Genomic DNA, 20,682 nt, shown 5'->3' on the forward strand with positions numbered 1-20,682 from the left:
ATCAAGTCGACCTAAAAACGCGCAATCTCATGCGCGTTTTTTTCAAAAAGTCGCATCAGAAAAAATCGGATCATGTTTATTTTGCGCTAAAATAAATCATGAGTGAGCAGCGAAACTTACTCAAGCCTCATATAAAAAAATTCTTCAAGCATCAGAAATCTGTAGTGAACGCAGGAAAAAGGATTCATGTATGCCATTACTAAATGAGCGTCAGTGTGTAATTGCCAGTTATCTGATCATGACCATCAGTTTACTCATGATTTTACCGCTACATCTGTTACCCGGGCTTTTGTCGGGTTTACTGGTTTACGCGTTGGTCACCAGTTTGAGCCCCTATGTCGAGCGCTTTTCCAATCGAAAGTATGGCCGTGTAACGGTGGTGGCATTATTTAGTGTGGTGATTATCAGTCTGTTGGTACTGCTCATGGTGAGTTTAAGTGCCTATGTGGTGCATGATTTACGCGGCGGTGGGCTGGCTGAGGTCAATGCCAATCTGGATGCCTTGCTCAAAAAATTTCAAAGTGAAGTGGGCGGGTATTTTCCTGGATTTGTACCTGAAAGTATCGATGAGATGAAAGATACTTTGCTGCGCTTATCCAAAGAGCACCTGATCACGTTGCAACATGCCGGAACCGATGTATTGCATGGTTTTGTCACCATGATTGTCGGCATGATCTTAGGTGCCTTGATTTCACTACATCCGAATCAAGACGAAAAAGACATGCCAATGTTTCGGCGCGTTTTTCTGCAGCGCTTAGATACGTTATACCGTGCCTTCAAGAATATCGTCTTTGCGCAGGTCAAAATTTCCCTGATCAATACGATTTTATCGGGACTGTTTATTTTCATTGCCTTACCGCTGATGGGAATGCATTTGCCCTTTGGAAAAACCTTGGTGATTTTAACCTTTGTATTTGGCCTGTTGCCCGTGATTGGTAACTTGATGTCCAATACCTTGATTGTTTTATCCGCCATGAGCGTGTCTTTTACCACGGCGGCCATTGCCCTTTTATATTTGGTTCTGATTCATAAACTGGAATACTTCTTAAATGCCGATATTATTGGTCAGCGAATTAATGCCAAGGCGTGGGAGCTATTAATTGCGATGCTGGTATTTCAGGCCGTTTTTGGGCTGATTGGCTTGGTGGCTGCGCCGATTTACTATGCATACTTCAAAAGTGAAATGAAAAAAGCGGAATTAATTTAATTATTTCAGCGCCTTCTGGGCGCTGATTGATGTAACAAGTGTTAGAATTTAAAAATTAGCGCAAGAAAAAATGAAATTTAAGCGCAAATTTGTTTATAATAGCTCACGGAAATTACCAGTGAGATTGTTATGCTGACCATCGTTCAAGAAGCGTTAACCTTCGATGATGTCTTATTACTCCCTGCCTATTCTACAGTTCTCCCAAAAGATGTCTCCTTAAAGACACGTTTGACTCGCGGCATTCAACTAAATATTCCACTCGTTTCGGCTGCAATGGATACCGTGACTGAATCACGTATGGCCATTGCAATGGCGCAAAACGGTGGTATCGGTATTTTGCACAAAAACATGGACATTGCAGCTCAAGCAGCTGAAGTTCGTCGTGTCAAAAAATTCGAAGCCGGTATGGTCAAAGACCCGATTACTGTAACCCCTCAAACCACCGTACGTGAATTGATTGCCATTACGCAAGCCAATAATATTAGTGGTGTGCCTGTGGTACAGGACGGCAAGGTTGTGGGTATTGTGACCGGTCGAGATACACGTTTTGAAACCAATCTTGAGCAACCTGTTAGCAATATTATGACCCCTCAAGACCGTTTAGTGACGGTGAAAGAAGGTGCGTCAAAAGAAAGTATTCAAGCGTTACTTCAAAAGCATCGTATCGAAAAAGTCTTGGTTGTTGATGATCATCATGCCTTAAAAGGTCTGATCACCGTAACCGATTTTCGTAAAGCCGAGCTTTATCCAAACAGCTGTAAAGATGATTTAGGTCGTCTACGTGTTGGCGCAGCAGTCGGCACAGGTGCTGAAACCCCTGCACGTGTTGAAGCACTGGTCGATGCTGGTGCAGATGTGATTGTGGTCGATACCGCACACGGTCACTCAGCCGGTGTGATTGAGCGTGTACGTTGGGTGAAGCAGAACTACCCGCAAGTACAAGTGATTGGCGGCAACATCGCAACTGCAGATGCAGCCTTGGCATTGCTTGATGCGGGTGCAGATGCGGTCAAAGTTGGTATTGGTCCAGGTTCGATCTGTACCACGCGTATTGTTGCAGGTATTGGTGTACCTCAAATTTCTGCGATTGACAACGTGGCACGTGCTCTCAAAGGTGAGATTCCATTGATCGCAGATGGCGGTATTCGCTTCTCTGGTGATATGGCGAAAGCGATTGCGGCTGGTGCAAGCACCATTATGGTCGGATCTTTGATGGCAGGTACCGAAGAGGCGCCAGGTGAAGTTGAATTGTTCCAAGGTCGCTATTACAAAGCGTATCGTGGTATGGGTTCATTGGGTGCGATGTCGGGTGTGAGTGGTTCATCAGACCGTTATTTCCAAGACGCGAAAGCGGGTGTGGAAAAGTTGGTACCGGAAGGGATTGAAGGTCGTGTGCCTTACAAGGGGCCAATGAGTGCGATTGTACATCAGATGATGGGTGGCCTACGTTCATCTATGGGTTATACAGGCTCTGCCGACATCGAAGCGATGCACCAAAATACCCAGTTTGTGAAAATCACAGCAGCAGGTATGCAAGAGTCACACGTTCACGATGTGACGATTACGAAGGAAGCACCGAACTACCGTATTGGTTAATTACCACTTACGGACCTCAGTGAAAAACGCCGTCAGTCCACTGACGGCGTTTTTGATTTGGTGTAAAGTAAACACATGGATGGTGGCGTCACCATAAAATGAAAAGTGAGTCAAAAATGAGTTATTTTGGAACCGATGGCATTCGTGGAAAATTCGGTGTAACGCCGATCACACCTGAATTTGCATTAAAGTTAGGGTTTGCCGCTGGAAAAGTATTAAAACGAACAAGTCCAATTCATAAACCCATTGTTGTTTTAGGTAAAGATACCCGTTTATCTGGCTATATTTTAGAATCTGCTTTACAGGCCGGTTTAAACGCCGCAGGTGTTTATGTCCACCTACTCGGGCCGTTACCGACGCCTGCTATTGCACATCTCACACGTGCCTTACATGCCGATGCCGGTATTGTAATTTCCGCATCGCACAATCCTTATTTTGATAACGGTATTAAATTCTTTTCAGGTGAAGGCAAAAAACTGCCTGATGACTTACAAGATGCGATCAATCAGGAGCTTGAGCATGAGCTTTTGATTGAAGATACCGCCAATTTAGGTAAAAGTGTCCGTGTTAAGGATGCTAATGGTCGCTATATCGAGTTTTGTAAATCTACCTTTCCCTATCATTTCGACTTACGCAGTTTGACCATTGTGGTGGATTGTGCCAATGGTGCTGCCTACAATGTCGGGCCATCGGTGTTTCGTGAACTCGGTGCAAAAGTGATTGCGCTGTATAACGATCCGACGGGCATGAACATCAATGAACATTGTGGTTCGACCCATCCAGAAAACTTACAAAAGGCCGTGGTGCATTATAAAGCAGATTTAGGTATTGCCTTTGATGGCGATGCTGATCGCGTGATTTTAGTGGATAAATTCGGACAATTGGTCGATGGCGATCATATTCTGTATATTCTGGCGACCCAAGCCAGAAAGAAACCGGCAGGTATTGTCGGGACAGTTATGAGCAATATGGCGCTCGAGTTAGCACTGGCCAAAGCCGAAGTGCCGTTTGTACGTGCCAAAGTTGGTGACCGCTATGTGCTTCAGGCGCTTGAAGAAAATGAATGGGTGATTGGCGGTGAGCCATCTGGTCATATCTTGACACTCGACAAGAGTACCACGGGTGATGCCATTATTGCTGCCTTGCAAGTGTTGACCGTTATGGTTGAAAAAGGCAAAGCCTTGCATGAACTTGTGGCTGGTTTTGAGCTGTTCCCACAGGTATTGGTCAATGTACGTCTGGATCAAATGATCGATCCGTATGCTATTCCTGAACTGGCGCAGGAGTTTAATCAGGCCGAAGCACAACTTAAGGGACGTGGACGTTTACTGATTCGAAAATCAGGAACCGAACCTGTGATTCGTGTGATGGTGGAAGGCGATAACGAAGAAGAAGTGACGACCCTAGCGCATCGTTTAGCGGACTGCGTCCGTGAACATGCTGCTGCATAAGAGAGATTCACATGACAGATACCATTAAAGATCTGAGTGAGCTGCGTTTGAGCTACGAAAAAGGGCAGTTAGATGAGGGTCAAGTGGATCCAAATCCACATGGCCAGTTTTTACAGTGGTTTAACCATGCCTTGCAAGAGAATTTCCTCGAACCCTATGCCATGTCACTGGCGACGTGTAACCGTGCTGGTCGGCCGCACGTTCGAACGGTTTTACTCCGTGGTGCGACTGAACAGGGGTATGACTTTTATACCAACTACGATAGCCAAAAAGGGCTCGATTTGGCCGAATCAGCCTTTGCTGAATTACTGTTTTACTGGCCGAGTCTTGAGCGCCAGATCCGTGTCAGTGGCAGTGTGGTCAAGATTCCAGAGGCTGAGTCGACGGCGTATTATCATAAACGCCCACGTGATAGCCAGATTGCAGCACATTTAAGTACGCCGCAAAGCGGGGTGATTGCAAGCCGTGAATTGCTTGAACAGCGCTTTAAGGCATTTCATGAGCAGGTGCAAGATCAGGCCGAGATTGAAAAGCCAGCCTTCTGGGGCGGTTATCGGGTACAGCCAGATCACTATGAGTTCTGGCAGGGTCGACGTAATCGGATGCACGATCGAATCAGCTATGACAAGCATGATGATCAATGGATCATGCAACGATTAATGCCTTAATGAACTTCGTTCAGATCAAGCAGCGCCCTTTACTCACGCCGCCAGAATCTTTTCAGGCGGTGCCTGAATTTCTTGCACAGATTTTGGCGCGACGCGGTGTGCAGTCCGAACAGGAACTGGATTTAAAGTTACGGCATTTGCTCAAGCCAGAACTCAAAGATTTGGCCACTGCAACAGCGTTAATCGATGCAGCGATTGATCGGCATGAGCATATTGTGATTGTGGGCGATTACGATGCAGACGGTGCGACCAGCACGGCATTGATGTGTTTGGTGCTCAAAGCGTTGGGTGCCCATGTCGATTATATCGTACCGGATCGTTTTAAATACGGTTATGGGCTGACGCCTGCAATTGCAGATCTGGCCGAAACCACTTTTGCACCAGATTTACTGATTACTGTAGACAACGGAATATCCAGTCATGCTGGAGTAGCGCGCGCGCAGGCATTAGGCATGCAGGTGATTATCACCGATCATCACCTCACCACCAAACAGCCACCCGATGCTGAAGCGGTGGTCAACCCCAATCAGCTTGAGTGTACCTTTCCAAGTAAAGCCTTGGCCGGTGTGGGCGTGGCGTTTTATTTACTTGCACATTTGTGTACTTTACGTCAGCAGCAACAAAAATCGAGCTGCAAAATCAGTCAATATCTGGATTTGGTGGCGCTGGGTACGTATGCCGATGTTGCGACGCTAGATTACAACAACCGGATTTTGGTCGATGCAGGACTCAAGCGCATTCAGCAACAGCAGTGTCGGCCGGGTATTTTAGCCTTGCTCGAGATTGCCAAGCGTGACGCTGCAACGCTTAAAGCACAGGATTTAGGTTTTGTGCTTGGGCCTCGTATCAATGCTGCTGGTCGGATGGACAGTATGAATATTGGAATTGAATGCCTGATGGCGCCAGATTTCAAAACGGCTTATCCAATTGCAGAGCAACTTAATCTGCTAAATCTAGAGCGCCGTCAAGTCGAAACTGAAATGAAGCAGCAGGCACTGGGCTATCTGGAAACACTTCAACTCAATGAAACACAAATTCCACCAGCGCTGGTGTTGTTCGAAGAGAGTTGGCATCAAGGCGTGATTGGTATTGTTGCAGGGCGTTTAAAAGAGCAGTTTCATCGACCAACCATTGTGTTTGCACCCGATACCGATGGCGAGCACATCAAGGGCTCTGCACGTTCCATCGATGGTATTCACATTCGCGATACCATTGAGCAGGTGGCTGAGCAATATCCGCATTTGGTCAGTCATTTTGGTGGACATGCGGCGGCGGCGGGTTTAACGCTGAAAAAACAGTATTTCGATGAGTTTAAACGCATTTTTACCCAGTATGTTGCTCAGATGGATGAATCTTTACTGGACGCGGTCCTCTGGACAGATGGCGTTTTACCGATGTCTGCACACCAGCTCGATACTTTAAACTGGATTGAGCGTTTAGGTCCATGGGGACAAAAATTTCCTTACCCACAGTTTGAAGGCCGCTTTCAGGTGCTCGATTATCGCTGGCTCAAAGAACTTCATTTAAAGCTAAAGCTCTCGCTGGATCAGTACGGAACCGTAGATGCGATTGCCTTTAATGCGGCACATCAATTCGAATTTGATCCGAGTATACCGTTTGTCAATTTGGTCTATGAGTTAGATCGAAATGAATTTAACGGCAGTGTGAATTTGCAACTTCGTATCCTACATTTAGATCAGACATAAAAAAACTGCTCCGAGGAGCAGTTTTTTTATACGTCTAAACCGATTGCTTAGAAGCGATATGATGCACCTACTGAATAAGTATTGTAGTCATCGCCGAAACCTAATCGACCATCAACACTTACTTGCTGGCTTAAGAATTTTTTAGCTGTGATGCCCCATTGGTCAAGATTAAGGGCCTTATCACGCTGATAGTCTGCACCAACACTTAATGTTTTGTCGATATAGTAGTCGCCTGCAACGTAGTATTGCTTATTGTCATTGTTACCAAACACACCACGGGCTTCAAGGTTTACGTCATGTTGGCCAACTTGAGTAACGTATTTGGCACGTAAGGTTGGATCAACATCATCTCCACCATTTTTTGTGTCATAACCTTGTAGACCAAGTGCAACCAATAATCCTGGTGCTGGAAGATAACCTACCTCGGCATTATAACGGGTGGTTTTTGTGTCGTTTAAATTCTTAATTTTATTTTCTTCACGAGCAACGCCTGCACCTAAATAGAAGTCGCTGTTTGGTACATAGTATTCACCAGCAATACCAATATTTGTATTTTTAGTGCCGCTATTATCGCCGTATACACCGCCAACACTCACGTTACTTGCACGATCAAGAAATGCTGCTTCGGCTAATGGCGCGTTACGAGTTTGAACAGGATTAAAGTAGTAAGTGCCACTTGCACCAAATGTACTTACACCGCTACCGTTATCTGGATCTAGGTAATTGTAGTTACCATTAACTTCAGTTTGGTAAGCGTGAGCAGTAGTTCCTACAAAAGCGAGTGAAGACAAAAGTGCTGTGACTAGAGTTAACTTTTTCATGGAAAATCTCCCCTCCAAAAAATAATAATTAATGTTTTGTTACAACTTTCAGTCTAGTGAAAAATTTGAGTGCGTCAATTAGGCCAACGTAACCGAACGGTAATAATGTGGAATTCGTGTAATTAAGTATTTTTAAGTTTTTGATATTCAATAATAAATATGAAATGTTTTGTTTTATTAAAAGCTAGAGGGTTTTGTGAAGTTATCACGAATATGCACAATTAATCATCAATATTGTGACCAATTGTATTTAAAATGCACCAGTTTAGACCTCCATAATGAAGATTAGATTAATGTTGTAAAAACAAATTCATAACGCTTTATAGGGGTTAGATTTCAAACAAATTGGGGTTTTTTTATAGGACTAAAACGCAGTTTTTCTCTCTCGAAGCGGGCTGTGTTAAACTAGACAGCGAAATAAATGAATGTAATGTGGGAATTGTGGCGTGGAAATTAATCCGTATTTGAACCAATTAAAAGATTTAACCGAACGTAGTCAAACACTACGGGGGTATCTTTGACTACGATCTAAAAAAAGAACGTCTAGAAGAAGTTTTACGCGAGCTTGAAGATCCGGCGATCTGGAACGACCAAAGCCGTGCTCAAGCCATGGCCAAAGAAAAAGGTGAGCTTGAAAACGTTCTGAACGTTTTAGATGGTCTTGCCAATCAGCTCGACGATGCTAAAGCAATGCTGGATCTTGCCGTTGAAGCCGATGACGAAAGTCTGCTCGAAGATGTTGATGCAGAGCTTGTGGCGGCAGAAGAGGCGCTGGCCAAGCTCGAATTCCGCCGGATGTTTAGCAATCCGATGGACCCGAACCCATGTTATGTCGAGATTCAGGCAGGTTCGGGTGGTACCGAGGCACAAGACTGGGCTTCCATGTTACTGCGTATGTACATGCGCTGGATCGAGCGTCATGGCTTTAAAGCTGAATTGATGGAAGAATCAGATGGTGATGTAGCGGGCATTAAGTCGGCCACTATCCGAGTCGAAGGCGAGTACGCATATGGCTGGTTACGTACCGAGTCTGGTGTACATCGTCTGGTGCGTAAGTCGCCATTTGACAGTGGCAACCGTCGTCATACCTCGTTTAGTGCTGTATTCGTTTCACCTGAAATTGATGACAATATTGAAATTGAAATCAATCCGGCCGATGTACGTACCGATACATACCGTGCATCGGGTGCCGGTGGACAGCACATTAACAAAACCGATTCTGCCGTGCGTTTGACTCACGCGCCGACAGGGATTGTGGTGGCTTGTCAGAACCAGCGTTCTCAGCATGCGAACCGTGACCATGCATGGAAACAGTTACGTGCAAAATTGTACGAACTTGAAATGCAAAAGCGTAATGAAGCTGCGCAAGCCCTTGAAGACTCGAAGTCTGATATCGGCTGGGGTAGCCAGATTCGCTCCTATGTACTGGATGACTCACGTATTAAAGACTTGCGTACTGGTGTCGAAAATTCAAATACAGGTGCTGTACTCGACGGCGATCTGGATAAATTTATCGAAGCCAGTTTGAAACAAGGCTTGTAATTGTAAACATCCGCAAAGCGTGTTTACCTGTGCTTACAATATATCTATGAAAATCGATATTAATATTTATAAAAATAGATATTAATATCGTAATTATGCGATACAATTTAAAGTATGGTGTTGAACAACGCTTTGCGCCCTAATCTTTGAGCTTTGCTTATGGATACCGATGTAATTTTTAAAGCCCTCGCCAATCCGACTCGTCGTCAGATTTTGGAATGGCTCAAGCATCCAACAAAATACTGGGCCGCAGAAGAATGCGGCAATTTTGAGCGGGGTGTTTGTGCCGGGCAAATTGAGCGATTAGGCAATGTGTCACAATCGACCATGTCTAATCATTTGTCTGTTTTACAACAGGCAGGTCTCATTACGGTAGAGAAATATGGCCAGTGGTCTTATTTTTCGCGCAACGAAGCGTTGATTCAGCAATATCTCGATCATTTAAAAGAAACGCTTTAATCGAGCGTAAGCTGAGGTTGTGATGGCTGAACTAAGTTCTCCGTTAAAAGTTGGTGATTTTGAATTAAAAAACCGTTTGGTGATGGCGCCGCTGACTCGCTCGCGCAGTGGGGAAAGCCGAGTGCCAAATGCGCTGATGAAAGAGTATTATCAGCAGCGTGCCAATGCAGGTCTGATCTTGACGGAAGCCACGGTGATTTCTCCTAAAGCCGTCGGTTATGAAGATACACCAGGACTTTGGACAGAAGAACAAGCACATGCTTGGCAACCCATTATTCAGGCGGTTCATGCACAAGGCGCCAAAATCGTGGCGCAGCTTTGGCATGTGGGCCGGATCTCAGATCCTCAGTTGCTTGATGGTGATCTCCCGGTTGCACCGAGCGCGATTCAGCCAGAAGGACATGTCAGCCTATTGCGTCCGAAACGTCCTTATGTGACACCGCGCGCATTATCGCTCGAAGAAATTGACGAGATTGTTCAACAGTACCGACATGCGGCTGAAATGGCCAAACTGGCTGGTTTTGACGGCGTAGAATTACATGCTGCCAATGGTTATTTAGTCGATCAATTCTTGCAATCGCAAACCAATCAGCGTGATGATCAATACGGTGGTTCACTCGAAAATCGTGCACGTTTATTGTTGCAGATTGTCGATGAATTCATTGCAGTTTGGGGTGCTGGACGTGTTGGTGTACATATTGCCCCTCGCGGTGATTCGCACGATATGGGCGATGTCAACCCACTTGAAACCTTCGGTTATGTTATGCGTCAGCTCAGTGAGCGAGAAATTGCCTTTGTATTCTCGCGTGAATATGAAGCCGCAGACAGTATCGGGCCTGAATTGCGTAAACAATTTAGTGGTGTATGGATTGCCAATGAAAGCCTAACGCCAGATTCTGCGCGTCGTATATTGGCCAATGGCGATGCCGATGCCGTATCTTTTGGTAAAGCGTATATCGCGAATCCTGATTTGTACACGCGACTAATCAACCATGCACCGCTGAATGATGTCAATCCAGAAACTTTGTATGCCAAAGGTGCAGAAGGTTATACCGACTATCCTACGCTACGTGAATCGACGCTTGACGCCTAAATTTGCGTGAGTTAATCAGAGCGCCATACATTAACAAATGTATGGCGCTCTGCTATATTCTGCCCATCGAATATGTATTGAGACAGATGTATTGGCGACTCCATTGTGGTACAACGCGGCCTTGGTTTTACTCAAACCTTTGTATCGTTGGCGAATCCGTAAACGTGCCCAGAGTGACGCAGCATACCAGCAAGAATGTTGTGAACGTTTTGGTCCATTTCAGCCTCCTCAACATCGTCATGCCATCTGGTTTCATGCAGTCTCAGTCGGTGAGACCAATGCAGCACAGCCACTCATCGAACATTATCTTCAAGCGGGTCATCCGGTGTTGGTCACCAATACCACCAAAACGGGTCAAGCACGTGCCAAGACGCTTTTTTTAAAACCGCCCTATCAGGATCGTTTTCAAGCAGTTTATCTACCAGTCGATCAGGTGCATCTACTGCGAGAATTTTTTGCGCGTTATCAGCCTAAAATACTGATCTTGGTCGAAACTGAACTGTGGCCCAATTTGATTGATCAGGCCGCACAACATGGAATCGCCCGAGTCTTAATCAATGCGCGCCTGTCGGAAAAATCCGCACGGGGTTATGCCCGTGTGGCGGGTCTTACCCGAGGGATGTTGAACAATCTGAGCGCATTACTGGCTCAAGATCAGAATACCCAGCAGCGTTATATTGCGCTGGGCCTAGCCGCAGATAAATCCCAAGTGGTGGGAAACATCAAATTTGATATTCATGCACCCGAAGCGGTGGTGTCGCAAGCAGCATCTCTAGTACAGCAGTGGCAACTCGGCGCACGTAAAATAATGGTGCTTGCCAGTACTCATGCACCTGAAGAACAGCAGCTTTTGACTGCCCTTAAAACGCATCTAAATCATGATCCTGCGCTACTTTGTATTGTAGTGCCACGCCATCCCGAACGTTTTGATGAGGTTTTTCGTGTGAGTCAGGATCTGGGCTTAAATACCTCACGGCGCAGTCTTGCCGAACCCATCATGCCCGAGACGCAGGTTTATCTGGCCGATAGTATGGGAGAATTGTGGTTGTGGTATGCACTCGCACAGGTTGCTTTTGTTGGGGGATCACTCAATACGCCCGGCGGTGGTCATAATATTTTAGAACCTATGGCACTGGATTGTCCGGTGGTGATTGGGCCACGTTATTTCAATTTTCAAACCATTGTAGATGAGTTTGTCGAGGCAGCTGCGATTGATGTTGCTCCAGATGCGCTTCAGGCAGTCGAGTATTTACTCAGCTATGCCAACGCATCTGCGCAAGCCGCGGCACGTGCTCAACATTCGCAAACCATTTTAGCCCGTAATCAGGGAGCACTGGATCGCCATATTGCGCTGCTCGATGGATATATCACATGAATCTGGTCTTGATTCCACCACAAGAAAATCTCTCTGGGCCATGGCAAATTCATGAACCGCGTCAGGTCATGCATTTGCGCGAGCAACTGAACTTGCAAGTGGGAGATACGCTCAAAGTCGGGATACTGGGGCAGGCACGCTACCTCACCCGAGTGATGACAATTACAGCGCAATCTATTGAGGTAATGCCGCTACAGCAAGAAGCGTGTCCTAAAAAACTTCCAGTCACGCTTATTGTGGCACTGCCACGCCCCAAAGTGCTGCGCCGTTTAATCATGGACAGTGTGACACTTGGTGTTGAGCGAATTTGCCTGATTCACAGCTATCGGGTGGATAAGAGTTACTGGCAAACGCCATTTTTACAGCAGCTTGATGATTATGTACAACTGGGGCTAGAACAGGCCGGCGATACAATTGCTCCAGAAATCCAGCTCTACAAACGCTTCAAACCTTTTGTAGAAGATATTTTACCGGGCATGATTCAACCAGAACGTCCAGCCTACGTGGCGCATCCGTGTAGCGCACAAACCATGCCTATCAATATTTCACACGGCTGTTCACTCATTATTGGCCCCGAGGGTGGCTTCATTCCATATGAAGTCGAACTGATGCAAAAAAACGGCTGCCAGACGTATCAGTTAGGCAGCCGTATTTTGCGAACCGAAACTGCAGTATCTTACGTGTTAGGTCGACTGTTTAGCTGAGTCGGTAGGCGCTGAGGCAGTATGTGGCAATGCTGCGGTCGACTCTTTATGTACTTTTACTTCTTGTACCGGGTAAGGAATATTAATACCTTCCTGATTAAAAGCACGTTTCACCTCAGTCTGAATCTCACTCACTGAAGCCGAAATATTGGTTTCAGTGGTATCAATCCACCAACGCACCGTGAGGTTGACCGAAAAATCGGCCAGTGCTGTCACATTCACACTGAATGCAGGCTGGCTGAGGACATTACGATTATTGTCCAAAATATTCAAAATAATACTTTTGGCTTGTTGTTCATCGTCGTCATAACCGATGCCGACCACAAACTCACAGCGACGGCGCTGATAGGCGGTATTCACGGTAATGGCACTGGTATACACCGTGGCATTTGGAATCACAATGCGGCGCCCATCGTAGGAACGAATAAAGGTTGCGCGAATCTGGATATCTTCAACTGTACCTTCCATTCCGTTGACAACAATGTCATCGCCAATACGAAACGGTTCACCCAGTAAAATCAGTACGCCAGATAACAGGTTTTGGAAAATATCTTTAAATGCAAAACCAATTGCCACCGAACCGATACCAAGTGCGCTCATGAGCTGGCCTGGTGTGAATCCCGGAATCGCAATCACCAGTGCAATCAGAAAACCGATAAACAAGATGAGGACAGATCCAACACGATTCAGAACCAAGACCAAATTTTGACGGGTATAACTACGATTGGTCAGGGTTTTATCAACGAATAGTTTAAAGACTTTGGTCAACAACCAGAAAACTAAAAATACGACAAGCGCGATACATAAATAAGGAATACGCTCCCAAAAACTATCTACAATTTTATCAATTGCAGTATAAGTTTCATGGTATTTCTCGGTATGCTGTAGAACGGATTGAGTGGTTTTTTGCCCCGCTTGTTGCAATAGCATCGCTGTATCTGATGCGACCTGATCTAGTTTATTTTCTTCAGACACTCGAATTCCTGATGTGATAAAAGTTAAGAGAAAAGTAATGCGAAAGTGTAGTATGAACTGTATATTCGCTCAACCTTTCACATATTTTGTTTAGAAATAACCAGTGTGTGACTGAAGCATTAAATGCTGTAAATCGATATTGCCAGTACTCATCATAAAGTGCATGGCTTGTCCAAAAACCAAAATGCTCATCACAAACATCAACACGACCAACCATCCCATCAGCTTTTCTAAAAAATGAGAAGGTCGGGGTGGACCATAATCATTTACCCCAGATGAACCCGGCGCGATCAGTAAATACAGCAATAGAATCCATTGAATCACGGGCAGTAAAAACAGCAGGCTCCACCAGCCAGAATGATTGGTGTCGTGTAAGCGTCGAATGATAAGGAGCAGATGAAGATAGATAAATAATAACGTGCCAGCGAGTAGCAACCACCCCGAGCCATCGAGCCATAATGCAAACCCATGATCGTACAGTGTTCCTAAATCAAGACGAATTACACCCAAGCCGAAGTGAAGCAATAACAGCAATGCAATGGGTAACAAATTAAAGAAACCATACCAGCCCAAGTAGCTTAAACGATTAAAGCGCCCTCGAGTCGAGAAGGGGTGATCGTTACGGCGCGCAGGGTGCGATGACCAGTCGGAATGATCGGTTGAGGTAGAATACATATCATCCTCCTGTTGAAGTGCTGCCTGAAACGTCAAGATAGATGCGGATACAGGCAATCGTATGAATGTCTTCAAGAAATACTACAACCAACATACAAAAAATGTTGAATCTTTGGGTGTTTAAATTGTTTCGAATCTGATAGGTTGAAAAATATACGACCAAATGCGTATTGTCAGGCCCAACCACGTGTGTGGATACTGCTTCAGCAACAACAAAAAAAGATCAAACACAGTGTCGGTTAAAAAAGCCTCGTGATGGGGCCTAAAAATCAAGGAAGTGATACTATGAATGAAATCTATCCAGTACCAGAAGAGTTTAAAAAAACAGCCCGAACCATTGAAGCCGATTATTTGGCGCGCTATCAGCAATCAATCGATGACCCTGATGGATTCTGGGCAGAAGAAGCCCGCAATGTCGATTGGATTAAGCCATTTACACAAGTTAAAAATACCAATTACGCGGCCGATGATTTTAAAATCGAATGGTTTGCCGACGGGCAATTAAATGTATGTGCCAACTGTCTGGATCGACATCTTAAAACACATCCGCACAAGCCTGCCATCATTTGGGAAGGCGATCATCCATCACGGCATAAAATTATTTCCTTCAAAGAGCTGTATGAAGAGGTGTGCCGTTTTGCCAACGTGCTAAAAAAATATGGCATCGAAAAGGGCGACCGTGTGGTGTTGTATATGCCAATGGTGTCTGAAGCGGCGATCGCCATGTTGGCCTGTGCACGGATTGGTGCGGTGCATTGTGTGGTATTTGGTGGTTTTTCACCCGATTCGCTCGCCAGCAGGATAGAAGATTGTCAGGCTAAACTGGTGATCACTGCCGATGCCGGTATGCGTGGCGGTAAGTTACTGCCATTAAAAGAAAGTGTCGATGAAGCCCTAAAAGTTAAGGGAACCGAGTCGGTTGAGCATGTGATCGTGGTTCATCGCACAGGTAATCCGGTTCGCTTTCAAGAGGGGCTTGATCTTTGGTATCACGTGGTGATTACCGAAGTGAATGATGTGTGTCCACCCGAACCCATGAATGCAGAAGATCCATTATTTATTTTGTATACCTCCGGCTCGACGGGTAAACCCAAAGGTGTACTGCATACCACAGGTGGCTACTTGGTGTACGCCACCACCACATTTAGAGAAGTTTTTGATATCAAGCAAGATGATGTGTATTGGTGTACTGCCGATGTGGGCTGGATCACGGGGCACAGTTACCTGATTTACGGACCACTGTCGAATGGTACCAGTACACTGATGTTTGAAGGTGTACCGCAATATCCGACGTGGGCCAGAATTGGACATATTATCGATAAGCACAAGGTCACCATTTTATATACTGCCCCAACGGCAATACGCTCCATGATGCGTGAAGGCGATGCCTATGTACGTGAAAGTGATCGGAGCAGTTTACGACTGCTGGGCACGGTGGGTGAGCCGATTAATCCGGAAGCATGGTCGTGGTATTACAACGTGGTGGGAGAGGGACGCTGTCCAGTGGTCGATACTTGGTGGCAAACCGAAACTGGCGGAATTTTGATTGCACCACTTCCGGGTGCAACCGACCTAAAACCGGGCTCGGCTACACGTCCATTTTTTGGTGTGCAACCTGCACTGGTAGATGGTGACGGGCATGAAATTGAAGGGGCTGCCGAAGGCAATCTTGTGATTAAAGATGCTTGGCCGGGACAGATGCGAACCATCTGGGGCGATCCGAAACGGTTCATTGAAGCTTATTTCTCGACCTTTCCCGGGCGTTACTTTACCGGCGATGGTGCACGTCGTGATGAAGACGGTTACTACTGGATTACCGGACGAGTCGATGATGTGTTGAATATTTCGGGGCACCGCTTGGGTACAGCCGAGATCGAAAGTGCACTGGTTGCGCATCCGCATGTGGCTGAGGCTGCGGTGGTAGGTATGCCGCATGACATTAAAGGGCAAGGCATTTGTACCTTTGTGACGCTACAGGCAGGTGTGGAAGAGTCTGAAGAATTACGTAAAGAGCTGGTACAGTGGGTGCGAAAAATACTGGGACCGATTGCCACCCCAGACGCGCTGCACTGGGCACCTGCTTTGCCCAAAACTCGCTCTGGAAAAATCATGCGGCGCATTTTAAGAAAAATTGCGGCAAATGAGCTAGATAGCTTGGGCGATACCTCCACCTTGGCAGATCCAGCCGTGGTTGAGCATCTGATTCATACGGTATACCCAGCGTCGAAAGCAGCCACTTAAGTACTGACAGCATCTCCTGCTTAAGTGAGCAGGAGGTGTTTTTATTTTATTGTTTTGAGCAAAGCTATGCCTAAATTTGCATAAAGCAGCGGGCAGAGATTTGCTAGGCTTAGACCTTGTTTTGCTCCTTCGGATTTGCGCATGAATCAACCTTATTTTGCACAGACATTTGATCCCTTGGCACAAGCTCAAAGCTTGGCGGCAGCGTTTGAGAAAACCGCAGCCGTACGGGACAAGCAAGGGGGCACGGCCAAAATTGAGCGTGATTTGATTCGGGCTAGCGGACTACTCTCGCTCTCAATTCCCAAAGCATATGGTGGGCAGGGAGCCGACTGGGAAACAATTTTTAAGACCATTCAATTGATTGCACAGGTCGATAGTTCTCTGGCGCATGTCTATGGTTTTCACCACTTACTGATTGCCACGGTTCAGCTTTTTGCCCAGCCCGAGCAGTATGAGAGCTGGTTTCGACAGACCGCTCAGCAACAGCTCTTTTGGGGCAATGCACTGAATCCGCTAGATCGGCGTACGCAGGTGCAACAGCTCAACGACGATACTTTTATTTTTCAGGGTGAAAAAAGCTTTTGTTCGGGTTCAATCGATTCAGACATGCTGCTTTGTTCGGGTTATACCCAAGAGGATAAGCTGCTGATCGCGGTGGTGCCCACGCAACGTGACGGTATTCGTTTTTTAGGCGACTGGAATAACATGGGACAGCGCCAGACCGACAGCGGCACCACTCATTTTGAACAGGTCAAGATTTTAAAGCATGAATTACTGCTCAATCCCGGGCCACTGAGTACACCGTATTCGAGCCTAAGGCCTTTAATTGCGCAGCTGATTTTTGTGCATTTGTTTTTGGGCGTCGCAGAGGGCGCTTTTAAAGTCGCGCATCAGGCGGTGCAACATCAAAAAGCATGGGCCACGTCAAGCGCAACGCAAAGTGTAGATGACCCCTATATTCAAAAGCATTTTGCCGAATTTTACGTGCAACTTGAAAGTGTCCGCTTACTGACCAACAAAGCCCGTACGCTCTTACAAAACGCGTGGAACGAAGGGCCAGACTTGAGTGCTCAGCAACGGGGTGAGGTATCGGTGGCGGTGGCCACAGCGAAAATTGCAGCGACTCGCACGGGGCTGATGCTCACACAAGATATGTTTCAGGTGATGGGTGCCAGAGCGACTACAGTAGCGCTGAATCTGGATCGCTTCTGGCGAAATGTAAGAACCCAAACCTTGCATGATCCAATCGATTACAAATATCAAGAGGTCGGGGAGTGGGTATTAACTGGCAAAGTTCCGCATCCTAGTTTTTATTCCTAACCATGACCTTTGGTGTTGAATCTCAGGTTGCAGCGTGCGCTTGTAAAAAAGCCGCGGTGCTTTGAACATCGGCAAAGGTGGTGAGTGCACTCAAAAACGCATGTTGTACGGCATCGGCGGGTGTGGTGTGATTTTCAAAGATTAAATCGCGTGTTGCTGTTGCATCGGCAATTAAAATCGGCTGATAGCCACGCTCTGCTGCGGCACGGGTACTGGAGTCGATACACATGTGCGTCATCATGCCGGTAATGACCAACTGTTTAATCTCCAAGGTTTTTAAGGTGTCTTCTAGTGAGGTATTTAAAAAACTGTTCGGTTTGTTTTTTGGAATGACAATGGCATGAGCTTGGCGCTTGAGCCCGGCATGTAACTCGACTCCAGATGTATTGGGACGAAAAAAAGTGGCTTCTGGCGGGTTGATATGCTGAATATAGATAACCGGTAAATTCTGCTCGACAAAATACGTTTCAAGACGATTAATCTGGCTGAGCACTTGGTCTGGGCCCGCCAGTGTCATTGCACCACCTTCAAAATAGTCATTTTGTACATCAATGATCAGCAACGCTTGTTTCATGGTTTATTCTCGTTTTGATGATGCGATGTTTTTAGCTTAAATGGGAATATCCCTCGATACCATGTCAGATTGAGGTAAAATTGTTGGGCTTCGTTATCTCATGAGTTATTGTGATTTGACGAATGATTGCGTTACAGCATTTTTAAAATAAAAAAATACCCCAAGCCGAGTCTCAGGGTAAAGATGTATGTACCACCACGTTATTATTATAATTTCTCCTTAAGCAGATTTGGCGGTAATTTCCTGCTGCTGTTCCAGTTCGCGTACCAGTGGCAACACATGCTGTCCGAAATACTCGACTTCTTCGATAAAATGTAAAAACCCAGATAAAATCAGATCAACCCCCACATGTTTCAAGGCAACAATGCGTTCTGCGATTTGCTGCGGTGTTCCAATCAGATTGGTTTTAAAGCCATCGTTATACTGCACTAAATCTTCGAAGGTCGATTTGGCCCAGTTTCCTTCACCTTCGGGGCTGGCAGCTCCCGCCTGACGTGTGGCATCGCCAAAGGCATGTACCGCTTCGGTATTGGCCTGATCAATAATTGACTGTAATACGGCTTGCGCTTCTTGTTCTGTATCTCGGGCAATAATAAAGGCATTTACTCCAATTTTAACCTGATGCTGGTTGGCCTTGGCTTTGCTGCGAATATCGTGTACTTGTTTTTCAATTTCCTCGACGCTATTGCCGTTGGTAAAATACCAGTCCGATACCCGGGAGGCCATGTCGCGTGCTGCCCGTGAGCTGCCTCCTTGAAAGACTTCGATATGCGGTTGCTGTAGCGGTTTTGGCTTTAAGGTATAGTTTTGAAACTGATAGTACTTGCCGTCAAAACTAAAATTGTCTTGTGTCCAAATGCCCTTTAGGCTGCGGATAAATTCCTCAGAGCGTGCATAGCGCTGATCGTGCTCTGGCCATGGTTCGCCAATCGCATCAAACTCACCTTTAAACCAGCCACTCACCACATTGATGGCAATACGCCCCTGCGTGAGATAGTCAATGGTCGCCAGTTGTTTGGCTGCCAGTACGGGTTTCCATGGGCCGGGTAATATGGCCGCAATTACTTTAAGTTTTTCGGTTTTGGCCAATAAGGCATGACTAAAGCTCACCGATTCATGCTGATACTCTGCGCCGTAGCCCGCAGTAAAGCGAATCTGGGTCAGGGCATATTCAAAGCCATTTGCTTCTGCGGCCTGAGCCAGTTTAATGTTGTATTCGTAGCTCCAGTCAGTTCGTTGTTCGATATTGCTGACCACGAGTCCACCACTGACATTGGGGACCCAGTACGCAAATTTGATGGGTGCAGTTGATTGACTCATGGCAAAACTCCTTCTCATAAACGGTACGGCTTAGGCCACGTTGCTTTTTAAATTTTTAGGATGCAAGCGAGATTCGGCAGCGTCCAGATTGGGAACCGCAGCCGATGGCAAAACTTCGTCCTGCTCGATTTGTTTGTTGATGCCCAGATTTTGGTTGGCCTGTGCCGTTTTGTCTTTGACCACCTCGGCGCGCTGGCCTTTGGCAGGTGCCCATTCCAAAATAGGCAATGCACGTGCCACAGCCAACGTGATACGGTCACGAAGTAAATCGCTTTGAATGCTATAGTCTTTCGCAAAGTCGCGATCGGTGGCGTAGACGCCAATTGGCAGTGTTTGGGCTTGGAAAAAGCTAAACAATGGGCGTAGCTGATGTTCAAGTACGAGGGCATGGCGGTCACTACCACCTGAGGCTGCCAGCAAAACAGGGACATCGACCAGCGCGGTTTGTTCAACGAAATCAAAAAAATGCTTAAACAGGCCAGTAAAAGATGCACGGTATACCGGTGTACCTACAATCAAGGCATCGGCTGCTTCAACCTTGGCGAGATCGTCTTGCACGCGCTGCGGAAGCTGGTTACGGTAAATCGCACCGCCAAGCAAATGACCGATTTCGCTAAACTTAATAAAATGCACCTGAATCGGGGTTGCATCGGCCAGCTCATTTAGAATTTCTTGAACCAGTGCTTCAGTTTTAGATGGATGATTTAAACCGCCAGAAACGGCAACAATATTGAGTGGTTTTTGAGTATTTGAATGTTGTGGCATGATCAACCTAAATAGCAAATAAAACAATTGATCCTATTAATCGGTATTTCCAGCCTCAGGTAAAATAATCAAATTGTGAAACCTTATCGTTTTTTCTTCTATATTGGCACATACGATCATCGGTGTATAAAGGCTATTTTAACCCTATGAATTTATTTTATTTTCTTCTTTAAGATAAGGTCTTCAG

The 20,682-nt window shown here is 46.1% G+C and carries 18 protein-coding genes; 12 read left to right on the top strand and 6 right to left on the bottom strand.

What is annotated here, in order from left to right:
- Nucleotides 1–190: 190 nt before the first annotated feature.
- The 5 genes from KCV09_RS12785 to recJ all read left to right on the top strand — a co-directional run bounded on the left by KCV09_RS12785 (nucleotide 191) and on the right by recJ (nucleotide 6,628).
- Nucleotides 191–1,207: an AI-2E family transporter gene (locus KCV09_RS12785; protein WP_004944810.1), complete on the top strand. Its 1,017-nt coding sequence runs from the start codon at nucleotides 191–193 to the stop codon at nucleotides 1,205–1,207.
- Between the two features lie 129 nt (nucleotides 1,208–1,336).
- Nucleotides 1,337–2,803 carry an IMP dehydrogenase gene (gene guaB, locus KCV09_RS12790; RefSeq protein ID WP_004933934.1) on the top strand — a complete coding sequence of 489 codons (1,467 nt, stop codon included), beginning with the start codon at nucleotides 1,337–1,339 and terminating at the stop codon, nucleotides 2,801–2,803.
- A gap of 116 nt (nucleotides 2,804–2,919) precedes the next feature.
- Nucleotides 2,920–4,254, top strand: coding sequence for a phosphoglucosamine mutase (gene glmM / locus KCV09_RS12795; protein WP_004933937.1), 1,335 nt, complete (start codon nucleotides 2,920–2,922; stop codon nucleotides 4,252–4,254).
- Between the two features lie 11 nt (nucleotides 4,255–4,265).
- Complete coding sequence (gene pdxH, locus KCV09_RS12800) at nucleotides 4,266–4,922, top strand: pyridoxamine 5'-phosphate oxidase (RefSeq protein ID WP_004933945.1); 657 nt, start codon at nucleotides 4,266–4,268, stop codon at nucleotides 4,920–4,922.
- Nucleotides 4,922–6,628 carry a single-stranded-DNA-specific exonuclease RecJ gene (recJ, locus tag KCV09_RS12805; protein WP_104124046.1) on the top strand — a complete coding sequence of 569 codons (1,707 nt, stop codon included), beginning with the start codon at nucleotides 4,922–4,924 and terminating at the stop codon, nucleotides 6,626–6,628. The genes pdxH and recJ overlap by 1 nt, the downstream gene beginning before the upstream one ends.
- 47 nt (nucleotides 6,629–6,675) lie before the next feature.
- Here the strand turns inward: recJ and KCV09_RS12810 are convergent, their stop codons facing one another.
- Nucleotides 6,676–7,449, bottom strand: coding sequence for a putative porin (locus tag KCV09_RS12810; RefSeq protein ID WP_104123983.1), 774 nt, complete (start codon nucleotides 7,447–7,449; stop codon nucleotides 6,676–6,678).
- 446 nt (nucleotides 7,450–7,895) lie between these two features.
- Here KCV09_RS12810 and prfB point away from each other — a divergent pair.
- The 5 genes from prfB (at nucleotide 7,896) to KCV09_RS12835 (ending at nucleotide 12,622) form a co-directional block, all read left to right on the top strand.
- A protein-coding gene (prfB, locus tag KCV09_RS12815; protein ID WP_119690053.1) for a peptide chain release factor 2 occupies nucleotides 7,896–8,991 on the top strand; the annotation gives its coding sequence in 2 pieces (ribosomal slippage) (nucleotides 7,896–7,967 and nucleotides 7,969–8,991; 1,095 coding nt in all).
- Between the two features lie 159 nt (nucleotides 8,992–9,150).
- Entirely contained in the window at nucleotides 9,151–9,450 is a 300-nt protein-coding gene (locus KCV09_RS12820; RefSeq protein WP_004933957.1) for an ArsR/SmtB family transcription factor, read from the top strand.
- A 22-nt stretch (nucleotides 9,451–9,472) separates the two neighbouring features.
- Nucleotides 9,473–10,543: an alkene reductase gene (locus KCV09_RS12825; RefSeq protein WP_212515234.1), complete on the top strand. Its 1,071-nt coding sequence runs from the start codon at nucleotides 9,473–9,475 to the stop codon at nucleotides 10,541–10,543.
- 91 nt (nucleotides 10,544–10,634) lie between these two features.
- On the top strand, nucleotides 10,635–11,918 hold the full coding sequence (locus KCV09_RS12830) for a 3-deoxy-D-manno-octulosonic acid transferase (protein ID WP_171497682.1): 1,284 nt from the start codon (nucleotides 10,635–10,637) through the stop codon (nucleotides 11,916–11,918).
- Nucleotides 11,915–12,622: a 16S rRNA (uracil(1498)-N(3))-methyltransferase gene (locus KCV09_RS12835; protein ID WP_212515235.1), complete on the top strand. Its 708-nt coding sequence runs from the start codon at nucleotides 11,915–11,917 to the stop codon at nucleotides 12,620–12,622. Before KCV09_RS12830 ends, KCV09_RS12835 begins: the two co-directional genes overlap by 4 nt.
- Here KCV09_RS12835 and KCV09_RS12840 read toward each other — a convergent pair.
- Together KCV09_RS12840 and KCV09_RS12845 are read right to left on the bottom strand one after the other, a co-directional pair.
- Nucleotides 12,602–13,552 (bottom strand): mechanosensitive ion channel family protein, encoded by a 951-nt coding sequence (locus KCV09_RS12840; RefSeq protein ID WP_227264946.1) that lies wholly within the window; start codon nucleotides 13,550–13,552, stop codon nucleotides 12,602–12,604. The genes KCV09_RS12835 and KCV09_RS12840 overlap by 21 nt on opposite strands.
- A 135-nt stretch (nucleotides 13,553–13,687) precedes the next feature.
- The gene (locus KCV09_RS12845) at nucleotides 13,688–14,272 is read right to left on the bottom strand and encodes a DUF805 domain-containing protein (protein WP_212515236.1); all 585 of its coding nucleotides are present in this window, start codon (nucleotides 14,270–14,272) and stop codon (nucleotides 13,688–13,690) included.
- Between the two features lie 285 nt (nucleotides 14,273–14,557).
- Here KCV09_RS12845 and acs point away from each other — a divergent pair, with 285 nt between their 5' ends.
- Both acs and KCV09_RS12855 read left to right on the top strand, forming a co-directional pair.
- Nucleotides 14,558–16,513 (top strand): acetate--CoA ligase, encoded by a 1,956-nt coding sequence (gene acs, locus KCV09_RS12850; protein WP_212515237.1) that lies wholly within the window; start codon nucleotides 14,558–14,560, stop codon nucleotides 16,511–16,513.
- A 141-nt stretch (nucleotides 16,514–16,654) separates the two neighbouring features.
- On the top strand, nucleotides 16,655–17,836 hold the full coding sequence (locus KCV09_RS12855; RefSeq protein ID WP_212515238.1) for an acyl-CoA dehydrogenase family protein: 1,182 nt from the start codon (nucleotides 16,655–16,657) through the stop codon (nucleotides 17,834–17,836).
- Nucleotides 17,837–17,858: 22 nt separating this feature from the next.
- Here the strand turns inward: KCV09_RS12855 and KCV09_RS12860 are convergent, their stop codons facing one another.
- The 3 genes from KCV09_RS12860 to msuE form a co-directional block, all read right to left on the bottom strand.
- Entirely contained in the window at nucleotides 17,859–18,410 is a 552-nt protein-coding gene (locus KCV09_RS12860; RefSeq protein ID WP_076033176.1) for a cysteine hydrolase family protein, read from the bottom strand.
- 219 nt (nucleotides 18,411–18,629) lie between these two features.
- Nucleotides 18,630–19,730 (bottom strand): dimethylsulfone monooxygenase SfnG, encoded by a 1,101-nt coding sequence (gene sfnG / locus KCV09_RS12865; protein WP_055415512.1) that lies wholly within the window; start codon nucleotides 19,728–19,730, stop codon nucleotides 18,630–18,632.
- 30 nt (nucleotides 19,731–19,760) lie between these two features.
- Entirely contained in the window at nucleotides 19,761–20,495 is a 735-nt protein-coding gene (msuE, locus tag KCV09_RS12870) for an FMN reductase (protein ID WP_004944832.1), read from the bottom strand.
- Between the last annotated feature and the right edge of the window lie 187 nt (nucleotides 20,496–20,682).

Origin of the sequence: Acinetobacter soli (assembly GCF_018139125.1) — a bacterium.
Taxonomy (GTDB): domain Bacteria; phylum Pseudomonadota; class Gammaproteobacteria; order Pseudomonadales; family Moraxellaceae; genus Acinetobacter; species Acinetobacter soli.

Bases quoted from the DNA above. Each gene is read 5' to 3' on its own strand.
- KCV09_RS12785 (WP_004944810.1), top strand. From the start codon at position 191: ATGCCATTACTAAATGAGCGTCAGTGTGTAATTGCCAGTTATCTGATC.
- guaB (WP_004933934.1), top strand. From the start codon at position 1,337: ATGCTGACCATCGTTCAAGAAGCGTTAACCTTCGATGATGTCTTATTA.
- glmM (WP_004933937.1), top strand. From the start codon at position 2,920: ATGAGTTATTTTGGAACCGATGGCATTCGTGGAAAATTCGGTGTAACG.
- pdxH (WP_004933945.1), top strand. From the start codon at position 4,266: ATGACAGATACCATTAAAGATCTGAGTGAGCTGCGTTTGAGCTACGAA.
- recJ (WP_104124046.1), top strand. From the start codon at position 4,922: ATGAACTTCGTTCAGATCAAGCAGCGCCCTTTACTCACGCCGCCAGAA.
- KCV09_RS12810 (WP_104123983.1), bottom strand. From the start codon at position 7,449: ATGAAAAAGTTAACTCTAGTCACAGCACTTTTGTCTTCACTCGCTTTT.
- KCV09_RS12820 (WP_004933957.1), top strand. From the start codon at position 9,151: ATGGATACCGATGTAATTTTTAAAGCCCTCGCCAATCCGACTCGTCGT.
- KCV09_RS12825 (WP_212515234.1), top strand. From the start codon at position 9,473: ATGGCTGAACTAAGTTCTCCGTTAAAAGTTGGTGATTTTGAATTAAAA.
- KCV09_RS12835 (WP_212515235.1), top strand. From the start codon at position 11,915: ATGAATCTGGTCTTGATTCCACCACAAGAAAATCTCTCTGGGCCATGG.
- KCV09_RS12840 (WP_227264946.1), bottom strand. From the start codon at position 13,552: ATGCTATTGCAACAAGCGGGGCAAAAAACCACTCAATCCGTTCTACAG.
- KCV09_RS12845 (WP_212515236.1), bottom strand. From the start codon at position 14,272: ATGTATTCTACCTCAACCGATCATTCCGACTGGTCATCGCACCCTGCG.
- acs (WP_212515237.1), top strand. From the start codon at position 14,558: ATGAATGAAATCTATCCAGTACCAGAAGAGTTTAAAAAAACAGCCCGA.
- KCV09_RS12855 (WP_212515238.1), top strand. From the start codon at position 16,655: ATGAATCAACCTTATTTTGCACAGACATTTGATCCCTTGGCACAAGCT.
- KCV09_RS12860 (WP_076033176.1), bottom strand. From the start codon at position 18,410: ATGAAACAAGCGTTGCTGATCATTGATGTACAAAATGACTATTTTGAA.
- sfnG (WP_055415512.1), bottom strand. From the start codon at position 19,730: ATGAGTCAATCAACTGCACCCATCAAATTTGCGTACTGGGTCCCCAAT.
- msuE (WP_004944832.1), bottom strand. From the start codon at position 20,495: ATGCCACAACATTCAAATACTCAAAAACCACTCAATATTGTTGCCGTT.